A 20,264-nucleotide genomic window follows, 5' to 3' on the forward strand; every position below is an offset into this window, starting at 1 on the left:
TGACGCATGAAACAGATTGCTTTTGCCCTTGCCCTGACCCTGGCCGCTCCGGCTGCTTGGGCGGCCGAAAAACTGCCGCTGTCGCAGATTTCCAGCTATCTGAACGGTTTGAAAACCGTTCAGACGACATTCACTCAGGTCAATGATGACGGCTCGCTGAGCACCGGTAAGCTGTGGTTGCAGCGGCCGGGCAAGATGCGGTTCGAGTATGATCCGCCCAGCAGCGCCGTTGTTCTGGCCAACACGGGCACCGTGCAGATCTTTGACCCCAAGTCGAACCAGCCGCCCGAGCAATACCCGCTGAACCGTACGCCGCTGTCACTGGTGCTGGCGCGCAATGTGAATCTGGGGCAGGCGAACATGGTCGTTGGGCATGATTTCGACGGCACCGCGACGGTTGTCACCGCTCAGGACCCCAAGAATCCTGAATCAGGTCGGATCGAGCTGATGTTCACTGACAACCCGATCGAACTGCGCAAATGGGTCATTCACGACAATGCAGGGACCCAGACCACCGTGCTGCTGGGGCAGCTGGACACGGGCAAAAACCTGAGCCGGGACCTGTTTACAAAATCGAACAGAAGCGGGTCAGGCAATCGCTGACCCGCTAGCCCTTCAGTAGCGGCAACCGGACAGTTGCGCCTGATACAGCTTGGCACGTGCGTCCACATCGTTGGCCACGTTCAACAACCAGGTCTTACTGTAGTGGCTACCGCGCGCATACCCGGTGTGTCCTTCGTGATAGGCAAGGTACTGGTTGCGCGTGTCGCTGGGATGAATGCCGTTCCGCTGGTAGCTTTTGTTCATGTACCAGCCGATGAAATCTGACGCATCGCGAATACGATCCCGCTTGGCGCGGCGTTTTCCAGTTTCTTTCTGGTATTCTTCCCAAGTGCCGTCCAACGCCTGACTGAAGCCATAGGCGCTGCTTTGGCGCCCCATCGGGATCACACCCAGAACATATTGATGCGGTGTGCGCGCGTCATGCTTATAGCGGCTTTCCTGATAGATCGTCGCCATCTGGACGTGGACGGGGACGCCCCATTTACGCTCGGTGCTTTTGAAGGCCTTCATGTATTCGGGCCGTTCGCGCGCTATGCTGCACGCGTCATTCAGCTTGCTGGGCGGCTGTTTGGAGCCACCCCCACAGGATGCCAAAAGCAGCACCCCGAAGAGTACGATAAGAATTCTGCTCATGTGCCTCGTGCCTTTTTTTCTTTATTCTAGCGCAGATTGAGCATTTAGGAAATCACAATCGTTACAGAACAATAGCTAGAATTAGAGGCAACGCGCCGACGGACAGGATCGTTGAGATCATGACCATTCCTGCCACCGCGTCTGAGTCAGCCTTGAAACGTTCTGCCAACAAGTAAGAAGTCACGGCGACCGGAGTACACATCTGCAAGACCATGACGCCAAACCCGATAGAATCCAGGCCGAACAAAACAGCCAGACCCCACCCAAGGACAAAGCACACGACGAGCTTGATCAGGGACAACCAGATGGCTTGGCCGATCTTCTGTGTTGTCAGGCGAGCGATGGCAACACCGACTGTGATCAGCATCATCGGCACGGCCATCTGGCCCAAAAGCTCCAACGTATTGGTCAAAAAGAGCGGCGTCTGCCAGCCGCGCCACAGGAACAGCGCGCCCAAGAGCGTAGCCCAGACCATGGGTTCTCGGGCTGCTTTGCCAAACCCGCCTTTCCCCGCAACCAGATAGATGCCATAGGTGAAAGACAGAAGCGCAGTGACAGCCAGAAAGATGACCGCATAACCCAAACCGGCCTGGCCAAAAGCAAAGATACACAAAGGCAATCCCAGATTGCCCGTATTCCCGAAAATCAATGGTGATAGGTAGGTTCTGCGATCCAAGCCCCGCAGGCGCACAAATACCTCAAAGACGACGGCAAGCCCGACATGCCCGGCTATTGCCGCCAGTGTGAACCGGGTCAACTCTCCGGGCGGAATCTCGGTTTGCATCAGGGCCACAAAGATCAGACTGGGCACTGCGAGGGTCACGCCAAGGCGCGTTACGAACTCTAGCCGGTACTCGAATCCAAGCTTGACCCAGGCAAAGCCGATCCCCGCCAAAATGAAGACCGGCGCCACAATTTCGAACACTGTCAGCAAGAGGTTCACAGACTGTTTCCCTTATTTACAGATCAATGATTGGCATTTTGGCCCGGAAAGAGGTAGTAAATGCTTTGGGGGCTGAAACAATGCTAAAGACACATGCCAAGTACGGCCTGGGCCAAGTGGTTCGGCACAAAAAACATCCCTTTCGAGGGGTGATTTTTGACGTGGACCCCGAATTTTCGAACACAGAGGAATGGTATCAGGCTATCCCCGAGGACAGCCGCCCAATTAAGGATCAGCCGTTTTATCACCTGCTGGCTGAGAATGATCAATCCTTCTATGTTGCTTATGTTTCAGAACAAAATCTGGTCGAGGACCAATCGGGTGAGCCGGTTGAGCACCCCGATATCCCAGATATGTTCGGTCCGTTTGAGAACGGAGCATACCCGCTTCACTTTCATCTGAACTGAACGCGCGAAACAAGGCCTCGGTCTTTAATATCCCAGTGCGCAGCCATCTTTTCGTGGGTCGCTTGCGCCGATCAGAACGCCGTCGTCAGAGATTCGGATAGCCTGGGCACCGCCTAACGGCGTTTCCGGGACTTCAACATTGTGCCCAAGTTCCTTCAATTGTTGCATTGTAGTGGGCGAAAATCCGCGTTCCAGTTTCAAAACACCCTTGTCGGCAAAGGCGCGTGGTGCATCGATGCTGGCCTGCAATCCTAGCCCGTGGTCGATTTGGTTTGATACGAAACGGGCGTGACCAGTGGGTTGATATGCGCCTCCCATCACCCCGAATGGCATCAGCACGCTGCCGTTTTGTTTTAGAACGCCAGGAATGATCGTGTGCATGGGACGTTTGCCACCGCCAAGTTCATTTGGATGGCCAGCCTGCAGTGTAAAACCAGCGCCGCGGTTTTGAAGCAGAATGCCATACTTCTCGGATGCGGTCCCGGATCCAAAGCTGTGAAAGATCGAGTAGATCAGCGAAACGGCCATGCGGTCCCGATCCACCACGGTGATATAGACAGTATCTTTGTGAACGGCTTCGGTCAGCGGAGCTGCTGCAGGCATCGCGCGGTTCGGGTCGATCAAAGCGGCCAGTTTGTCGGCCACATCCTGATCCAGAAATCGATCCGCATTTGTGGTGTGATCCGGATCGGCGATGAACCGGTTGCGGGCGTCATAAGCGAGTTTGGAGGCCTCGGCCTCGATGTGCAGGCGCTCTGCGCCAAACGGGTCCATTTTGGCAAGGTCAAAATTCTTGAGGATGTTCAACAGCAAGATGGCGGTAGCGCCTTGGCCGTTCGGTGGATGCTCGACCAATTCCAGCCCATTGTACTCGCCGCTGATGGGCAGCGTTTCTGTGCATCTGGTGGCCAGAAAGTCCTCGGCCATGTGGACACCGCCCATTTGGCTAAGTGCGGAGATCATATCTTCAGCTATTTCGCCAGAATAAAAGGCGTCCCGTCCGTATCGGGCGATTTGGCGCAACACCTCTGCCTGACCCGGACACCGAAACACTTGTCCAACCTCGGGCGCTCTGTCGTTTATCAGGTAATGCGACCGCGCCGCGCCTTGGAGGGTCGACGCTCCGGTTTCCCAGTCAAACGCAACTCTTGGGGCAACTGGCACACCAGCTTCGGCATAGTGAATGGCAGGCTGTAGAATGGTGTCCAACCCAAGTTTGCCTTCGGTTTTCGCCAAATGGCAAAACGCGTCGACTGCTCCGGGAATGGTCACTGCGTCCGCCGTGTTCAGAGGCACAGCCGTCAGGCCTTGTGCCCGCAACGTTTCGGCATCCGCTGCTGCAGGGGCGCGGCCTGATCCGTTAAGGGCGCGGATATCGTCCTCACCTGCGCGGTTGAACAAGACAAAACAGTCACCGCCCAGCCCTGTCATTTGAGGTTCGCATATACCCAGCAGGACCGCTCCGGCTATGGCTGCGTCCATTGCGTTGCCGCCTTGCGCAAGAATATCCACCGCCACTTTTGCAGCCAATGGGTGCGACGTGGCGCACATTCCTTCTGTTGATAGAACTTCGGACCGGCCTGGCGTATGAAAATCCCGCATGGTGTTTTTCCCCATTTGAACGCGCCGAAGGTATCGCGCGGCCCGGTGTTGTCCAGTCAAATCAATGGGAAGTTCCTCGGCGCCGTTCACTGGGTGGGGGCTGTGACATGCAGCGCCGAGGGAAGCTATCTGAGCTACAGGAATCACATTGCCCTTAGTTTGCGGCGCGACAATGTTTCGATCTGGACCTTATTGTGACGTTTTCTTGCCGTCAGGCAGGTCAGGGAAGTCAAAGCGCAGCGACAGCCTGTTGCATCCGTTTTCGCGCTCATAGTGGATGTCGCTGGTCAATTCATGGATAAGAAACCAGCCAAACCCTCCTTCGGGTAACTCATCAAGGGTCGATCCCAGTGCTGCCGGAATACCATCAGGCACACGAAAACCGGGCAGCGGGTTGCCCGTGTCTGAAATCAGTATCTCAAGCCAGTTTTTATGCAGGCGGCATCGCACCTGAACCTGAGCTGACGTGATATCGGCATAGGCGTGTTCAACGACGTTGTTGATCGCCTCGGCCAGCGCGATTTTTACATCCGCTGCCTTGTGTGCCGGAAGCCCTTGCTCTGCCAGCCCCAGGCTAAGTTGCGCAATCCCAAAGCTGGCTTCTGACTCGGTAGCTGCGAAGCTCAGATCCAAACACTTGCCGTTACTCATGGGCGTTGCGCCTATTCAGATGATCAGAAGGGTCAATCTGCAGTTGCTGCGAGGGCATCATCCAGAGTCGGATACAGTTTGAACACCGTGTCCATACGGGTCAGACGGAACACCTTTTCGACAAAGGGATGCAAACCGGCCAAATCCAGCCTGCGGTCGTTGCCAAGCTGCTTCATCGAGGCGACGATGGCACCCAGCCCGCTCGAGTCGATGAATTCTACGCCGGTCAAGTCCAGCACCACCCGTGCGGTGCCGCCTTCGGCCTCGCTGCGCATGTCTTCCTTGAATTGAATGGCCATGGCGGCATCAATTCGGTCGGAATGTACCTTGATGATCTGGGTTGCGTCGGTCGTAATGCTGGTCAGGGCCATGCGCGACGGTCCTTTAATCTGAAATTCACTGGTAGAAATACGCTAGACGGCAATTCTTACCATTCGGTATCCATCGAAAGGAAAAGAGGAGGAGTATCGCGATGAAACAGGTTGTTATCGCGGGGGCGGCCCGGACGCCCATGGGGGGATTTCAGGGTATGTTCGACGGCATTGCCGCAACCGAACTGGGCGGGTCGGCCATTCGCGCCGCGCTGCAGGGGGCTGGAGCAGAAACCGTGGATGAGGTTCTGATGGGCTGCGTCCTGCCGGCTGGTCAGGGCCAAGCCCCGGCGCGGCAGGCCGGGTTTGCGGCGGGGTTGGGTGAAGAGGTGCCGGCGACGACGCTGAACAAGATGTGCGGATCGGGGATGAAGGCCGCGATGATGGCTTTCGACCAGATCGCTCTCGGCCATGCCGACACGATGATTGCGGGTGGAATGGAGAGCATGACCAATGCCCCGTATCTTTTGCCCAAAATGCGTGGTGGCGCACGGATCGGGCATGGTCAGGTGGTCGACCACATGTTTCTGGATGGGCTGGAAGATGCCTATGACAAAGGCCGCTTGATGGGCACCTTTGCCGAAGATTGCGCCGAAGCTTTTCAGTTCACCCGCGAGGCACAGGACGAATACGCGCTGCAATCACTGTCCAACGCCCTGTCTGCGCAGGAAAGCGGCGCGTTTGAGGGTGAGATCACGCCGGTTATAACCCGCACCCGCAAGGGTGAAGTCACCTTTGCCCAGGATGAACAGCCACAATCCGCGCGGCCGGACAAAATCCCGACGCTGAAACCCGCCTTCCGCAAGGATGGTACGGTGACAGCGGCCAATTCCTCGTCCATCTCTGATGGTGCTGCTGCATTGGTTCTCGCGTCCGAAGAGGCGGCCGAGGCGCAGGGCCTGGCCGTGCGCGCCCGGATCGTCGGCCATGCCAGCCATGCCCAAGCGCCGGGCCTGTTTACCACGGCACCGGTTCCGGCGGCACAAAAGCTGCTTTCCAACATTGGCTGGTCTAAAGATGACGTCGACCTATGGGAGGTAAACGAGGCCTTCGCTGTCGTCCCCATGGCCTTTATGCATGAGATGGGATTGTCACGCGATGTGGTGAACGTGAATGGCGGCGCTTGCGCCTTGGGTCACCCCATCGGCGCTTCGGGCGCGCGGATCATGGTCACGTTGCTCAACGCACTTGAAAAGCGGAACCTGAAACGCGGCATTGCGGCCATCTGCATTGGTGGTGGAGAAGGAACAGCCATCGCCATCGAACGCGTTTGACGCTTCACCTTTTTCTGAATACTCCGGAGACAACCTCCACCAAAGTGCACGACCATGACAGTAGACTACGATACGCTCGCCAAAACCATCGCAGCCCTGACCGAGGGCGAAACGGATCAGGTCGCCTTAATGGCGACCATCGCCTGCGAGGTGCATCATGCCGACGATCGGTTCGACTGGACGGGGTTTTACCGCGTGACAAAACCGGGCGTTTTGAAAATCGGCCCCTATCAGGGTGGGCACGGCTGTCTGGTTATCCCCTTCAATCGCGGCGTCTGCGGAGCTGCGGCACGCACCGGAGAGGTGCAACTGGTCCCGGACGTGGATGCCTTTCCCGGTCACATCGCCTGCGCGTCTTCCACGCGATCAGAGCTGGTGCTGCCGGTGCGGGATGTGTCGGGCGAAGTGATCGCCGTGTTTGATTTAGACAGCGATCAGCCGGATGCTTTCACTGACAAAGACGCGTCATCTATCGGTGCAATTCTGGCTGACGTCTTCACGAAATGAAATCAGCCGGGACGTATCCCGGCTGACTTTTTTGGAATCAATACGGAAACCATTCAGGCCCCGAGCACTTTGGCTTTCTGAGCGGCAAATTCCTCATCCGTCAGGTGCCCTTTATCCTTAAGTGCCGCTAGCCGTTCTAGTTCATCAGCGGCTGACACACTCGCGACCGATCGGATATAATCCTTCTGAGCCTCTTCAATCTGGTTCATGGTCTCGACGCTGTGCTGGTGCATTTTATCCCCGCGAATGATGAGATAGCACAGCACGCCGAGCCATGGGATCAAGATCACAAAAGCGATCCACAGCGCCTTGCCGCCGCCGCTCAGGTCCTTTGACCGAAAGACATCAGCGACAACTGAAATCATCACCCAAAACCAGGCGACCATTAGGAACAGCCAGAAGATTGACCAGACTATGTCGAAGAAACCGATCCCATTTTCCATTTTTGTCCAACCTTTTGCATATCTAAAAGAAATCCCTGAGTTCAGAGATCGCGCGATTGTATCAGACGGAAAGCGAGTTGGTTAGTGTATTGTTTCGGATGAATAAAATGGGGTCATTATAGGGTCGAAAAGGGTTCACCCACTATCATGTAAATCACGCATGCCTGAGCCCCGAATATACCGAACAGCCAAACGGAAAACCGACGCTTGCGTGTCTTATGCCGGAAAATCCAACGCCCAAGCACCGCGCCCGGGCTACCGCCAAGCATGGCCAGCCAAAGTAATTTTTGTTCCGGAAAACGCCTCTTCCGACGTCGTGCGCGCAACTTATCCCAGCCAAAAGCAAGTAAAGTCAGGGCGTTGATGGTCCAAAGATACAGTACCGCAATCCACATACCTCATTCCTAATCTGAGAGGCGCTCCGCTACAAATGAAATAATGCTTGGAAATTTCACGAATCTGCGTCATCGTGAAAAAGGAGAGGAAAATTTCATTAGATTCGGAGCGACTCGTGAACACTCAAGCCCCCCACAGCGCGACACTCGGTGCGGATATCCGCGCTCTTCGCAAAGCGCGCGGGCTGACTCTGATCGAGATTGCCGAACGGCTGAACCGGTCGGTCGGCTGGCTCAGTCAGGTCGAGCGCGATATGTCCGACCCATCGATCTCGGACCTGCGTCAGATTGCCGAATGCCTGGGTGTGCCGATGTCGATGCTGTTTGCACATTCTTCGGTGCCTATGAACGAGCAGGGTTATGTCGTGCGCGCCGGGACGCGCCGTCCGATGGGGTCCGGTGAGGAAGGGCTGATCGAAGAGCTTCTTTCACCCGACCTGACCGACGATTTCGAGATGGTGCATTCCACCTTTGAACCCCAGTCCAATATGCAAAAACCAGCCAACCGACCGACGCAAGAGGTCGGATATATGATCTCGGGCCGGCTGGACCTGACAATCGGGTCACGGCAGTTCACGGTCGGGCCGGGCGACAGTTTCCGCATCAAGCACGAACCCTATCAATGGGCCAATCCCTATGATGAGCCTGCAGTGGCCATCTGGGTCATCGCCCCGCCGGTGTACTGATGAGCTTTGAGGCGTGGACCATATTTGCACTGTTCTGGGTGGTGTTCGTCACCACGCCGGGGCCGAATGCGGTCAACTGTATCTCGAACGGGATGAGTCTGCCGTTTCCCAAGGCAATGTTGGGCGTATTGGCGATCCTGACACAGGCCAGCGCGTTTCTGATCCTGTCGGCCCTAGGCATCACCGCCCTGATAGCGGCGTCCCCGACCGGGTTTTTCATCGCGAAACTCATCGGTGCCGGGTTCCTGATCTGGCTGGGTGTCCGTGGCTGGATGAATGCCGCGAATCCCGCACCTGTATCCGAACGGCCCGCGAAGCATGTCTATCTGCACGCGCTGGCAGTCGCGACGATCAATCCCAAAAGCGTGGCGGGATACCTCGCTGCCTTTTCGCAATTCGTCCAGCCTGACGTCCCGATCTGGCAGCAAATGGCGGTGATCATGCCCACCGCTCTGGTCATCACCACGCTCAGCTATACCGGGTTCACACTGCTGGGCTCGCTGATGGGTAAGGCGGCGTTGGGGGCGGTATTCAACACCTGGGTTCGCCGCGTGATGGCGGCCTGTTTCATCATCTATGGCGTGTTGCTGGGGGTCAGCTCCACGCCCACAGCAAGGGGGTAATCAAATGCACACCGGTTCCTGCCTTTGTGGCGCGGTCGCCTTCGCGATTGATGGAGAGCTCTCGCCGCCTTCGGCCTGCCATTGCGGCCAGTGTCGCAAGCAATCGGGTCATGTCTGGGCGTCGACATCGACGCATCAGGACAATCTGAGTTTTACAGCCAGCGATACGCTGCGCTGGTTCCGTGCGTCGGACATAGCGCGGCGCGGTTTCTGCAGCGCCTGCGGCTCGTTCCTCTTCTGGCAGCATAACGAAGAGGACACGATTTCGATCTCCATGGGCGCGTTGAGCGTGCCCACCGGACTGAAACTCGCCCGCCACATCTTTGTGGCTGACAAGGGCGACTACTACGACATCACAGACGACCTGCCCCAAAGGGCACAGTAATAGGGATCAAGACCAATGAGTGAATTTCCGACAAAAGCCCGCGTGGTAGTTATCGGTGGCGGTGTGGTGGGGACCTCCTCGCTGTACCATCTGGCCAAGAAGGGTTGGACCGACTGCGTTCTGCTGGAAAAGAACGAGCTGACCGCCGGGTCAACCTGGCACGCGGCGGGCAATGTTCCGACCTTCTCGAATTCATGGGCGATCATGAACATGCAGCGCTATTCGACCGAGCTGTATTCGCGCCTGGCCGAAGAGGTGGATTACCCGATGAACTACCACGTCTCGGGCTCGATCCGTCTGGCACACAGCAAGAAACGGATGCAGGAATTCGAGCACGCCATGTCCATGGGCCACTATCAGGGCATTCCTATGGAGATGTGGACGCCAGAGCAGGCCAAAGAGCACTATCCATTCCTCGAAACCCACGACCTTGAGGGCGTTCTCTACGACCCGACCGACGGCGATATCGATCCGGCCCAGCTGACGCAGGCGTTGGCCAAGGGTGCGCGTGATCTGGGGCAGAAAATTATCCGATTCTGCCCGGCGACCGGCGTGACCCAGCACGACGACGGCACCTGGACAGTGCATACGGACAAGGGCGACATTGCATGTGATTATGTGGTGAACGCTGCCGGGTACTATGCGCAGCGCGTCGGTGAAATGTTCAAACCTTATGGCGGCCGCACTGTGCCAGCCATGGTCATGAGCCACCAATACCTGCTGACGGACGAAGTGCCCGAGATCGAGGCTTGGTCGAAAGAACATGGCGGCAAGCTGCCGCTGCTGCGCGACGTGGATATCTCGTACTACCTGCGGCAGGAGAAGAATGGCTTCAACCTCGGCCCGTACGAGCCCAACTGTAAGGGCCACTGGATGACCGAAGATGATCCGATGCCCGAGGACTTCTCGTTCCAACTGTGGAACGACGATCTGGACCGCATCGAGGACATCGTCACCGACGCGATGGAGCGGGTTCCGCTGATGGCAACCTCGGGCGTCGGCCGGGTGATCAACGGCCCGATCCCCTATGCGCCGGATGGTCTGCCGCTGATCGGTCCGATGCCGGGTGTCAAAAACGCGTTTGAGGCGCACAGCTTTACCTTCGGCATCGCGCAGGGCGGTGGTGCAGGCAAGGTGCTGGCCGAATGGATCGTCGATGGTCACACCGAATGGGATATGTGGGCCGTCGATCCGCGCCGTTACACCGATTACACCGATCAGGATTACTGCAACCAGAAGGGTATGGAAGTCTATGGCAATGAATACGCCATGCACTTCCCCCACCACGAATGGCCTGCCGCGCGGGACAAGAAACTGTCACCGAACCACGCCAAGGTGAAGGAACTGGGTGGTGTCATGGGTGTCTATAACGGCTGGGAACGTGCCAACTGGTTCGCCAAGCCGGGCGATGACACATCGCTTGACGCAACCCACACTTGGGGTCGTTCGGGCCCATGGGAGCAGCGGATCAAAGAGGAATGCGAGGCCGTGCGGGACGACTGTGGAGTGCTGGATCTGCCAGGCTTCTCGCGCTTCAAAGTCAATGGAGAGGGCGCCGCTGAGGCGTTGCGCGGTCTCGCATCCGGTGGTTTGCCAAAGGTCGGTCGGATCAACCTGATCTACATTGCCGATGACCGGGGCCGTATCCTGACCGAAATGTCTTGCATTCGACTGGGCGAGGATGAGTTCGTTCTGATCACCGCCGCCACGGCGCAATGGCATGATCGTGACCTTCTGATGAACGCCATGCCCGCCAGCGTCTCGGTCGAAGATGTAACCACGACACGCGACACGCTGATTGTCACTGGACCGAATTCGCGCACGCTTCTGTCTGGCTTGTCCGATGCGGACCTGTCCTCTGGGTGGCTGACCCATCAGCATGCCAAGGTGGCTGGCCAGGACGCCTTCCTGATCCGCGTCTCCTTTGCCGGTGAATTGGGCTGGGAGGTCCACGCGCTGAACGAGGACATGCCCGCGATCTATGAGGCGATCATCGACGCCGGGGCCAAACCGTTTGGGATGTATGCCCTGAACTCTCTGCGCATCGAAAAAGGCTACCGTGCGTGGAAGGGTGATCTGAGCACCGACTACTCGCTGCTGGAAGGCGGGCTGGAACGGTTCGTAAAGTTGGACAAACCGCAGAACTTCCCCGGCAAGGCCGCGATCCAGAACGAAAAGCAGCAGGGTGTGAAGAAATCCTTTGTCACGCTGACCGTGGATGCGGGCGATTGCGACGCGCCATATATGTCCTGCATCTGGCAAGGCGATCAGATCGTGGGTGAGACCACCTCGGGCGCCTGGGGCTATCGCGTGGGCAAATCCATCGCGCTGGGCATGATCAAAGCCGAGCTTGCCAACCCAGGCACCGAGCTTGAGGTGGAAATCTACGGCCAGAAACACCGTGCCGTGGTACAAGAGGATCAGCCGCTCTGGGATCCTCAGAACGAGCGGCTGCGCGCGTAACACCCGACGGAGGGGCCATGAGCAAGCGATATTCAAAATTGGGGCCCGGTGAGGGCCCCAACTATGACTGGGAAAATGACCATACCTTTGTCAAGGTATCCGGTCAGGACACAGATGGCGCTTACACGCTCATGGAAGATAATCTGAAAGCCAGCTTCGCGCTTGGCCTTCATCGCCATGACAACCATGCTGAAACCTTCTATTTTTTGGAAGGCGAGGTGGATTTCTACGTCGATGGTGACTGGCATCGCTGTACGGCAGGCACCACCATCCATGTGCCGCCGGGCGTTCCGCATGCAAGCCGCGTTGCGGGGGCGATCCCTGCGCGGATGCTGATGATCTTTCAGCCTGCGGGGTTTGACGGCTTCCTTGCAGAGCTTGCGACAATGACCGAAGCGGATTTCGCCGATGAGGCAAAAATGGCTGAGTTGCACGCCCGGTACGACATTATCCCGATGGGCCCGGTTCCGCCGCATCCGGACGATTAGACATAGAGGCCGCACGTGACGACACTCCCCAAAACCATGTCTGGCGTTTACCTGACGCATCACGGTGGGCCAGAGGCGCTGGAGTGGCGCGACGATATTCCGGTGCCTGCACCGGGGCCGGGGCAGGTAGTGGTCCGGGTGCTGGCCGCAGGGGTTAACAACACTGATATCAACACGCGGGTCGGCTGGTATTCTTCAGATGTGACCGGGGCGACTGATGCCGTGGATCAGGACGTCGAGGCCGGAGGTTGGGGCGGTGCGCTGCAATTCCCACGTATCCAGGGTGGCGATCTGTGTGGCGTCGTCGAAGCCGTTGGCTCCGGAGCCGGGTTCAAGCCGGGTCAGCGAGTAACTTGCCCGATCAACCTGCCGCGTCCACGTCCGGGCCATCCGACAGGCTTCATCGCGTTGGGATCAGAAATTGATGGCGCCTTTGCGCAATATTGTCTGGTCGAGGCTGCGGATTTGTATGACGTGACCGCCTCACCCCTGTCGGATGTCGAAATCGCCGCTATCCCCTGCGCGTTTGGGACCGCCGAGAACCTGCTGACCCGCGCAAGTGTGACTTCGGGGCAAAAGGTGCTGATTACGGGTGCATCAGGCGGCGTCGGTCTGGCCGCCGTGCAACTTGCAGCGCTGCGAGGGGCGACGGTTTGGGGCGTGACCAGCCCGGCCAAGGCCGAGGCGGTCAAAAGCCAGGGCGCAGTTGACACGTTCGACCGCGATGCGGCTTTGCCTGCGGACATGTTCGATGTCGTGGTCGATGTTGTAGGTGGCACGGCGTGGCCCGGCCTGATCCTGGCCCTGAAGCCGGGCGGGCAATATGCGGTTTCAGGAGCTATCGCCGGACCGCTCGTGCAGACCGATCTGCGCGATATCTACCTGCGCGACATCACCATCCACGGCTGCACCCATCAGGCATTTGCGGTATTCGGGCGGCTGGTCGAGATGATCAATGTGGGGCGGATCAGGCCCTTGATCTCAAAGACTTACGCGCTAAAGGACATCGCAGCGGCGCAGGCGGATTTTCAATCCAAGGCGTTTCCGGGCAAACTTGTTCTGATTCCCTGAAAAGGCTGAAAAATGGCGGATATCACTCTTCTGGATGGTTCAATCGGGCAGGAACTGGTTAAGCGCAGCGGCGACAGGGCGACGCCGCTTTGGTCGACGCGGGTGATGATCGATTATCCGGAACTGGTCGGAGATGTTCATGCTGAATATTTCCGCCGAGGGGCGACAGTTGCCACCACCAACACTTATGCCGTCCACCGCTCTCGGCTGGAGCGCGTGGGCCTGCAAAAGCAGCTTCCCGATCTGGTCGACACGGCGTTGTCGCAGGCTGAGCGTGCGTGCGCGTCCGGTGGGCGCATAGCAGGTGCACTTGGCCCGCTTCTGGCGTCCTACCGACCGGACCTGAAACCGGATGTGAGCGAGGCGACCGTCAAATTTGCTGAACTCGTTCGCTTGATGGCGGATCGCGTTGATCTGTTCCTGATCGAAACTGTGTCGTCCGTGCAAGAGGCTGAAGGTGCCCTGCAAGGAACAGCGCAAGCTGGCAAGCCCGTTTGGCTTGCGTTGACTGTGATGGATGATGATGGCACGCGTTTGCGTTCAGGCGAGGCCCTTTCAGAAATAGCGCCGGTAGTGGACCGTTTCGAGCCAGAGGCGGTGTTGATCAACTGTTCTCGCCCCGAAGCTATTCCAGCGGCGTTGGAGAGTATCGCAAAACTGGGTCGCCCGTTCGGCGCCTATGCCAACGGGTTCGTCGGAATCTCGCAAAAGTTCCTTGAAGATGCGCCCACCGTCGATGCTCTGGAACAGCGGCAGGATCTGGGGCCGGATGCTTATGCCGATCATGCTATGGATTGGGTGACGCAAGGGGCGACTATTGTGGGGGGCTGCTGCGAGGTCGGCCCGGATCACATCGAAGCACTGGCCAACCGCTTGCGGGCCGCCGGTCACCGGATAGTTTGAGGGTCAGGGATGCCGAAACCTTCTGACAAGCCCTTAGTGCAGCAACATTTCGATATTCTCGTAGCCCCCGGTTATGTGTTGTTGGAACTGGCCTCATTGGTCGAAGTGCTGCGGCTGGCCAACCGGGTGTGTCCGAACCCTCCGTTCACCTACACCTATCGCTCGCTGAAAGGTGGGCCGATCGCCAGCAGCAGCGAGGCGGTGGTTCAGACCGAACCTGTCCCGACGCAGCCCAAGGCGGACTATCTTTTTGTGATAGGCAATTCCGATCCGGACCATCCCAACTTGTCGCTGGGGCGTGTGGTTTCGGACTATACCTTCCGAGGAGCCAAGGTGTTTCTGCTGGCGGAAGCCGCCAGCCGCTATATTGACGAACACGGCACTGACGACATGGCAACCCATTGGGAAAACGCTTCGTTCCTTCGCGAACGCGGCGCGCGGTTCGAGGCCAAACTCTCCATCGCCACCGAACAGGGCGCAGTGGTCACATGCGCCGGAATGGAGGCGACAACGGATGTGGCGCTTGCAGTGATCGGCCGCCATATCTCCGGCCCGGCCAAAATGACCGTGGCGGATATCATGCTGCACGAAAACATCCGCGATTTCTCCTCGATGCAACCGTTTTCCGGGGCGAAGCTGACCTCAACCGGGGATGCCAAGTTGGACCAGTGCATCAAGTTGATGCAGGCCAATATCGAAGACCCGTTGCCGATCAACCAGATCGTCGAATCGCTGCACATGTCGAACCGGTCGCTGGAGCGGAAGTTCAAAACCTTCTTTGGTACAACGCCGAACGGATTCTATCGCGAAATGCGGCTCGCCAAGGCTAATAACCTGCTGCTCAACACCACTATGAGCGTCCGGGAAATCGGTCTCGCCTGCGGGTTTCCGAACGGATTTTCCTCGGTTTACAAAAGCTTCTTCGGCGTCACGCCCTTTGTCGTGCGGCGTGAAAAGCGGGCGGCGTCACATCGGTGAAAATCACCGATACTGTGACGGTTTTGGTGCATTTACTGTCGATCTTTCGTGGCAAATTGGCGCAAACCTGACATAGCGGAGATTTCAGGATGGTTGATCTTCCCAGCAAGGCCCGAGTGGTTATCATCGGCGGTGGCGTCATCGGATGCTCGGTTGCCTATCATTTGACCAAGAAGGGCTGGAACGACGTTGTGCTGCTGGAGCGCAAACAGCTGACCAGTGGAACTACATGGCACGCAGCGGGCCTGATCGCGCAGTTGCGCGCCACCAAGAACATGACCAAGCTGGCGAAATACAGTCAGGAGCTTTACGGCTCGCTCGAGGAAGAAACCGGTGTGGCCACCGGGTTCAAGCGCTGCGGCTCGATCACCGTTGCTCTGACCGAAGAGCGCAAGGAAGAGATCTATCGTCAGGCTGCCATGGCGCGTGCGTTCGGCGTTGAAGTCGAAGAGATCTCGAACGAGCGCGTGCAAGAGCTGTACCCGCATATCAATCTCGAAGGCGTCAAAGGCGCCGTTTACCTGCCGCTGGACGGGCAGGGCGATCCGGCGAACATTGCCCTTGCGCTGGCCAAGGGTGCGCGTCAGCGCGGCGGCATCGTCAAGGAACGGGTAAAGGTTACCGATATCGTCAAGCAGGGCCGCAAAGTCACCGGTGTGGACTGGGTTGCCGACGACGGCAGTGCCTCGGGCCATATCGAATGCGACATGGTGGTGAACTGCGCCGGTATGTGGGGCCACGAAGTTGGTCGCATGGCGGGCGTCAACGTACCTCTGCACGCTTGCGAGCACTTCTACATCGTCACCGAGAATATCGAGGGCATGACCCAATTGCCGGTTCTGCGGGTTCCGGATGAATACGCCTATTACAAGGAAGACGCGGGTAAAATCCTGCTGGGCGCGTTTGAACCGGAATCGAAACCCTGGGCGATGGATGGAATCCCTGAATCCTTCGAGTTCGACCAGTTGCAGGAAGATTTCGACCATTTCGAACCGATCCTCGAAAAAGCGGTCGAGCGGGTGCCGTTGCTGGCCGAGGCCGGTATCCATACCTTCTTTAACGGCCCCGAATCCTTTACGCCGGACGATGCTTACCATCTGGGCCTTGCGCCCGAGATGGACAATGTCTGGGTCGCGGCGGGCTTCAACTCGATCGGCATCCAATCTGCTGGCGGTGCGGGCATGGCGCTGGCCGAGTGGATGGACAGCGGCGAGAAGCCCTTCGATCTGGGTGACGTGGACATCAGCCGGATGCAGCCGTTCCAGGGCAACAAGCAGTACCTGTTCGAGCGCTCCAAGGAAACTTTAGGCCTGCTCTATGCCGACCACTTTCCTTATCGCCAGAAGGCCACCGCGCGCGGTGTGCGTCGGACACCGTTCCACCACCACCTGCTGGAACAGGGTGCTGTGATGGGCGAATTGGCCGGTTGGGAACGCGCCAACTGGTTCGCCAATGAGGGGCAGGAGCGCGAGTACCAATACAGCTGGAAGCGTCAGAATTGGTTCGAGAACTCGGCGGTTGAGCACCGCGCCGTACGCGAAAATGTTGGCATGTACGACATGTCCTCGTTCGGGAAAATCCGCGTCGAAGGGCCGGATGCCGAGAAGTTCATGAACTATATCGGCGGCGGTGATTACTCGGCGCCCAATGGCAAGATTGTCTATACACAGTTCCTGAACCGCGCTGGTGGGATCGAGGCCGACGTGACTGTCACCCGCCTGACCGAGACGGCCTATCTGGTCGTCACCCCTGCGGCTACACGTCTGGCCGATCAGACCTGGATGATGCGCCATGCGGGTAACTTCAACGTCGTCATTACCGATGTGACCGCGGGCGAGGGCGTTCTGGCGGTTATGGGGCCAAACTCGCGGGCGCTGCTGGAAAAGGTCTCACCTGCTGATTTCTCGAATGACGTTAACCCCTTCGGCACCGCGCAGGAGGTCGAGATCGGCATGGGCCTCGCCCGTGTGCACCGCGTGACCTATGTGGGTGAGCTTGGGTGGGAGGTTTATGTTTCGTCCGACATGGCCGGTCATGTCTTTGAAACCCTGCACGAAGCCGGTCAGGACATGGGTCTGAAGCTGTGTGGCATGCACATGATGGACAGTGCCCGGATTGAAAAAGGCTTCCGCCACTTCGGTCATGATATCACCTGTGAAGATCACGTGGTCGATGCGGGCCTCGGCTTTGCCGTAAAGGTCGACAAGGGCTGCGACTTCATCGGACGTGAGGCAGTGATTGCGCGTAAGGAAAGCGGTCCCAAAAGCCGATTGGTGCAATTCAAACTGACCGATGCCGAGCCGCTGCTGTTCCACAACGAGCCGATTATCCGCGATGGCGAATATGTGGGCTATCTGACCTCGGGCAACTATGGCCATACGCTGGGTGGTGCCATCGGTCTGGGTTATGTGCCAAGTGAAGGCGAGAAGGCAGCTGACGTGTTGGCCTCGACCTACGAGATCGACGTCTGCGGCGTGAAGGTCAAAGCAGAAGCCTCGCTGAAGCCGATGTACGATCCGAAATCCGAGCGGGTTAAAGTCTGACCCGGATCAAAGGCAGGGGGCTCTGCCCCCGCCGTCCATTCCGGACGACTCCCGCGAAGTATTTGACGCCAGATGAATAAAGGACCTCCTGTTCGCCTAGTTTAAAGTACCACGCATAATGGCGGAATAGCCAACGGCAAGACATATCAGAATTGCTGATGACCCGCTTCACAGTTTTCGCGGTTCCCAAACCCGTCTGAATTGCCGTAGAGAAGCACGGTATCAGTCGGAGACTCGCCGTGGCAGACACCCCCGTACCAACGAATAACGCAGATACGTCCAAGGGGCTGGCGCTGGCCGTTACGGCCTATGTCCTATGGGGCTTTTTGCCGTTGTACATGAAAGCCATGGCGCATGTAGGACCGGTCGAGATTGTAGCGCATCGCGTCATCTGGTCGGTGCCGGTGGCTGGGTTGTTGTTGGTGGCCTTGGGGCGCACACGGGATCTGAAAGCGGCGCTGGTGAACCCGAAGATGTTGGCGATGGCCTGTGTTACGGCGGCGCTGATTTCGGTGAACTGGGCGATCTATGTCTGGGCGATTGCCAGCGGAAATGCGCTGGACGCGGCGCTGGGGTATTACATCAACCCGCTGTTTAGCATCGCGTTGGGCGCGGTTTTGCTGCGCGAGCCGTTGACGAAAACCCAACTGGCGGCGGTTGCAATTGCGGCGCTGGGCGTGCTGGTCCTGATCGTCGAAGCTGGCAGCCTACCCTGGGCAGCGCTGGGATTGATGGTGACATGGGGGTTTTATGCTTTTTTCAAGCGGTCGCTGCCCATCGGTCCCAATCAGGGTTTTCTGCTTGAGGTTCTGATCCTGCTGATTCCGGCTCTGGCCTTTGTCACTTGGCTGGGTGTTCAAGGCACTGGGCATTTTGGTGTGGGCGCGACCGACACGATGCTACTGGCTGGTGCCGGAGTGGTGACGGCCGTCCCACTCTTGGTCTATGCGAACGGCGCTAAGCTGGTGCGGTTGTCGACCATGGGCATCCTGCAATATATCGCACCGACAATGATCTTCATCACTGCCCTAACTGTGTTTGGTGAACAGATCGACCGCGGACGTATGATTGCATTCCCGCTGATCTGGACAGCATTGGTGGTCTACTCGATTCCGATGATCCGACAGATGCGGGCTCAGGCCTGACGTAGAAGGCGCGCGGCTTCTCCGGCCCAGATAGCATAGGCTTTCGGGCTCGGATGATACCCGTCCGGAGCAGCCAGAGCCGGGTCATCGGGCAGGTTCAAGGCCAAGTGGTGCGCTTGCGGAAAACTGGTCGCAACCTGCTGCAACCCCTGATCCAAACGCGCGGCTTGCCGTCCGAGGACCCAGGCCAACGGTTGTGGTAAGGCCGGAAACCGGTTCATCTGTGGCACTCCGGTAACCACTAGTCGCCGGACCCCCAAAGAGCCTGTCAAAACCCCCAGAAGTTCAGTCTGCTGTTCCACAAAGCGCCTGCGTGTCACACCTCGGGTTACGTCATTCACACCGAGCGCGGTAAGGGCCATGTCAAACTGGCCGCTCAGGCCGCGCAACCGGTCGATCGTGTCCTGCGTTGTGTGCCCGGTTGTCGCCTCCAGCCGCCACTCAACTGCGTAGTACTTGGCCAGCCGATCCACCAAATACCCAGATAGGGCCTGCGCCTGCGTTCCTGCGCCCACCCCGGCAGCGGAACTGTCGCCGGTAATCAGCAACCGCAACCGAGGACCTCGTCCGTTGCGCCCTTCGCGCGGACCAGTGGGCTCGGGCAGCAATTGAGCATTGCGACGTACGGACAGGCCTTGAGCTGCCAGAACCGGCAACAGAGGGACTCGCAAAATCTGATCTGGGGCGACAGGCATTGTCAGCTCAGCGCATTCTTGAACTCGAGGAACCGGGCGTCGGTCATGATCCGGGCCATCATCGCTTCTCGCAATGCACCGATGGTTTTATGCGGGCGCATGACAACCTCGAAATCTTGAATCAACCCGTCGTCATTCAGGGTGATCAGGTCCACACCCACAGCATCCAGATCACCGACCTTGCATTGAAATTCTAGTGCCCAGTCCTTGCCCTCACCCATTACGCGACGATAGCGGAAGTCCGAGAATACCTGCCCTACATGGCCCAGAACTGCCGCCACCGGTGCGCGCCCGGTCCAGGTGCTGTAATAGGTCGGCGGAGAGAACCGCACATCCTCGGCCAGCAATTCATGGATCAGGCTTTCATCGCCTTTGGCGACCACCTCTTGCATGCGTTCGATCGTGGGGTGCATCGGTCCTCCTTCCGCTTTGAGGGCAGAGTTGCTGAACCGTTCCGTTCAGGCAAGCCCGACGTTGCGGGAGGTCGCGCGCTG

The 20,264-nt window shown here is 58.1% G+C and carries 23 protein-coding genes; 14 read left to right on the top strand and 9 right to left on the bottom strand.

Annotation, left to right across the window (positions count from 1 at the left end; translation table 11 throughout):
- Window positions 1-6: 6 nt before the first annotated feature.
- Window positions 7-603, top strand: a complete 597-nt coding sequence (locus tag ABLN94_RS22030; protein ID WP_352996479.1) for a LolA family protein — start codon at window positions 7-9, stop codon at window positions 601-603.
- A gap of 12 nt (window positions 604-615) precedes the next feature.
- On the opposite strand, the gene ABLN94_RS22035 is transcribed toward ABLN94_RS22030, so the two are convergent.
- Both ABLN94_RS22035 and ABLN94_RS22040 read right to left on the bottom strand, forming a co-directional pair.
- On the bottom strand, window positions 616-1,197 hold the full coding sequence (locus ABLN94_RS22035) for a transglycosylase SLT domain-containing protein (protein WP_170494891.1): 582 nt from the start codon (window positions 1,195-1,197) through the stop codon (window positions 616-618).
- Window positions 1,198-1,258: 61 nt separating this feature from the next.
- Window positions 1,259-2,140: an AEC family transporter gene (locus ABLN94_RS22040; RefSeq protein ID WP_352996482.1), complete on the bottom strand. Its 882-nt coding sequence runs from the start codon at window positions 2,138-2,140 to the stop codon at window positions 1,259-1,261.
- Window positions 2,141-2,220: 80 nt separating this feature from the next.
- Between ABLN94_RS22040 and hspQ the strand changes: the two genes are divergently transcribed.
- Window positions 2,221-2,547 (top strand): heat shock protein HspQ, encoded by a 327-nt coding sequence (hspQ, locus tag ABLN94_RS22045; protein ID WP_170494884.1) that lies wholly within the window; start codon window positions 2,221-2,223, stop codon window positions 2,545-2,547.
- Between the two features lie 24 nt (window positions 2,548-2,571).
- Here hspQ and ABLN94_RS22050 read toward each other — a convergent pair whose 3' ends face one another.
- The 3 genes from ABLN94_RS22050 to ABLN94_RS22060 all read right to left on the bottom strand — a co-directional run bounded on the left by ABLN94_RS22050 (window position 2,572) and on the right by ABLN94_RS22060 (window position 5,171).
- Window positions 2,572-4,149, bottom strand: coding sequence for a gamma-glutamyltransferase family protein (locus ABLN94_RS22050; RefSeq protein ID WP_352996484.1), 1,578 nt, complete (start codon window positions 4,147-4,149; stop codon window positions 2,572-2,574).
- Window positions 4,150-4,338: 189 nt separating this feature from the next.
- A complete protein-coding gene (locus tag ABLN94_RS22055) occupies window positions 4,339-4,800 on the bottom strand; it encodes an ATP-binding protein (protein WP_352996486.1) in 462 nt (153 codons plus the stop codon).
- Between the two features lie 32 nt (window positions 4,801-4,832).
- Window positions 4,833-5,171 (bottom strand): STAS domain-containing protein, encoded by a 339-nt coding sequence (locus ABLN94_RS22060; RefSeq protein ID WP_352996488.1) that lies wholly within the window; start codon window positions 5,169-5,171, stop codon window positions 4,833-4,835.
- Window positions 5,172-5,272: 101 nt separating this feature from the next.
- Between ABLN94_RS22060 and ABLN94_RS22065 the strand changes: the two genes are divergently transcribed.
- Together ABLN94_RS22065 and ABLN94_RS22070 are read left to right on the top strand one after the other, a co-directional pair.
- The gene (locus tag ABLN94_RS22065; RefSeq protein WP_352996490.1) at window positions 5,273-6,445 is read left to right on the top strand and encodes a thiolase family protein; all 1,173 of its coding nucleotides are present in this window, start codon (window positions 5,273-5,275) and stop codon (window positions 6,443-6,445) included.
- Window positions 6,446-6,499: 54 nt separating this feature from the next.
- Window positions 6,500-6,952 (top strand): GAF domain-containing protein, encoded by a 453-nt coding sequence (locus ABLN94_RS22070; protein WP_352996492.1) that lies wholly within the window; start codon window positions 6,500-6,502, stop codon window positions 6,950-6,952.
- Window positions 6,953-7,005: 53 nt separating this feature from the next.
- Here the strand turns inward: ABLN94_RS22070 and ABLN94_RS22075 are convergent, their stop codons facing one another.
- Together ABLN94_RS22075 and ABLN94_RS22080 are read right to left on the bottom strand one after the other, a co-directional pair.
- Window positions 7,006-7,395: an SHOCT domain-containing protein gene (locus ABLN94_RS22075; RefSeq protein ID WP_170494866.1), complete on the bottom strand. Its 390-nt coding sequence runs from the start codon at window positions 7,393-7,395 to the stop codon at window positions 7,006-7,008.
- A gap of 116 nt (window positions 7,396-7,511) precedes the next feature.
- On the bottom strand, window positions 7,512-7,790 hold the full coding sequence (locus ABLN94_RS22080) for a DUF1294 domain-containing protein (protein ID WP_352996494.1): 279 nt from the start codon (window positions 7,788-7,790) through the stop codon (window positions 7,512-7,514).
- Window positions 7,791-7,906: 116 nt separating this feature from the next.
- On the opposite strand from ABLN94_RS22080, the gene ABLN94_RS22085 reads away from it, so the two are divergent.
- The 10 genes from ABLN94_RS22085 to rarD all read left to right on the top strand — a co-directional run bounded on the left by ABLN94_RS22085 (window position 7,907) and on the right by rarD (window position 19,075).
- The gene (locus ABLN94_RS22085) at window positions 7,907-8,476 is read left to right on the top strand and encodes a helix-turn-helix domain-containing protein (protein ID WP_352996496.1); all 570 of its coding nucleotides are present in this window, start codon (window positions 7,907-7,909) and stop codon (window positions 8,474-8,476) included.
- Window positions 8,476-9,099, top strand: a complete 624-nt coding sequence (locus tag ABLN94_RS22090; RefSeq protein ID WP_352996498.1) for a LysE family translocator — start codon at window positions 8,476-8,478, stop codon at window positions 9,097-9,099. The genes ABLN94_RS22085 and ABLN94_RS22090 overlap by 1 nt, the downstream gene beginning before the upstream one ends.
- Before the next feature lie 4 nt (window positions 9,100-9,103).
- Window positions 9,104-9,484, top strand: a complete 381-nt coding sequence (locus ABLN94_RS22095) for a GFA family protein (RefSeq protein ID WP_352996500.1) — start codon at window positions 9,104-9,106, stop codon at window positions 9,482-9,484.
- A 15-nt stretch (window positions 9,485-9,499) separates the two neighbouring features.
- On the top strand, window positions 9,500-11,947 hold the full coding sequence (locus ABLN94_RS22100) for a GcvT family protein (RefSeq protein ID WP_352996501.1): 2,448 nt from the start codon (window positions 9,500-9,502) through the stop codon (window positions 11,945-11,947).
- Between the two features lie 17 nt (window positions 11,948-11,964).
- Entirely contained in the window at window positions 11,965-12,435 is a 471-nt protein-coding gene (locus tag ABLN94_RS22105) for a cupin domain-containing protein (RefSeq protein ID WP_352996503.1), read from the top strand.
- Between the two features lie 36 nt (window positions 12,436-12,471).
- Window positions 12,472-13,506 (top strand): alcohol dehydrogenase catalytic domain-containing protein, encoded by a 1,035-nt coding sequence (locus tag ABLN94_RS22110; protein ID WP_352996537.1) that lies wholly within the window; start codon window positions 12,472-12,474, stop codon window positions 13,504-13,506.
- 12 nt (window positions 13,507-13,518) lie between these two features.
- On the top strand, window positions 13,519-14,409 hold the full coding sequence (locus ABLN94_RS22115; protein ID WP_352996505.1) for a homocysteine S-methyltransferase family protein: 891 nt from the start codon (window positions 13,519-13,521) through the stop codon (window positions 14,407-14,409).
- A gap of 9 nt (window positions 14,410-14,418) precedes the next feature.
- Window positions 14,419-15,387: a GlxA family transcriptional regulator gene (locus tag ABLN94_RS22120; protein ID WP_170494842.1), complete on the top strand. Its 969-nt coding sequence runs from the start codon at window positions 14,419-14,421 to the stop codon at window positions 15,385-15,387.
- An 89-nt stretch (window positions 15,388-15,476) separates the two neighbouring features.
- Window positions 15,477-17,930: a GcvT family protein gene (locus ABLN94_RS22125; RefSeq protein ID WP_352996507.1), complete on the top strand. Its 2,454-nt coding sequence runs from the start codon at window positions 15,477-15,479 to the stop codon at window positions 17,928-17,930.
- A 239-nt stretch (window positions 17,931-18,169) separates the two neighbouring features.
- Window positions 18,170-19,075: an EamA family transporter RarD gene (rarD, locus tag ABLN94_RS22130; protein WP_352996509.1), complete on the top strand. Its 906-nt coding sequence runs from the start codon at window positions 18,170-18,172 to the stop codon at window positions 19,073-19,075.
- Here the strand turns inward: rarD and ABLN94_RS22135 are convergent.
- Together ABLN94_RS22135 and ABLN94_RS22140 are read right to left on the bottom strand one after the other, a co-directional pair.
- Window positions 19,066-19,770, bottom strand: coding sequence for an SGNH/GDSL hydrolase family protein (locus ABLN94_RS22135; RefSeq protein WP_352996511.1), 705 nt, complete (start codon window positions 19,768-19,770; stop codon window positions 19,066-19,068). The two genes, rarD and ABLN94_RS22135, sit on opposite strands and share 10 nt — an antisense overlap.
- Window positions 19,771-19,772: 2 nt before the next feature.
- Entirely contained in the window at window positions 19,773-20,183 is a 411-nt protein-coding gene (locus tag ABLN94_RS22140; protein ID WP_170494832.1) for a nuclear transport factor 2 family protein, read from the bottom strand.
- Between the last annotated feature and the right edge of the window lie 81 nt (window positions 20,184-20,264).

Source organism: Ruegeria sp. SCP11, assembly GCF_040329455.1.
GTDB classification, from domain to species: Bacteria; Pseudomonadota; Alphaproteobacteria; order Rhodobacterales; family Rhodobacteraceae; genus Ruegeria; species Ruegeria atlantica_E.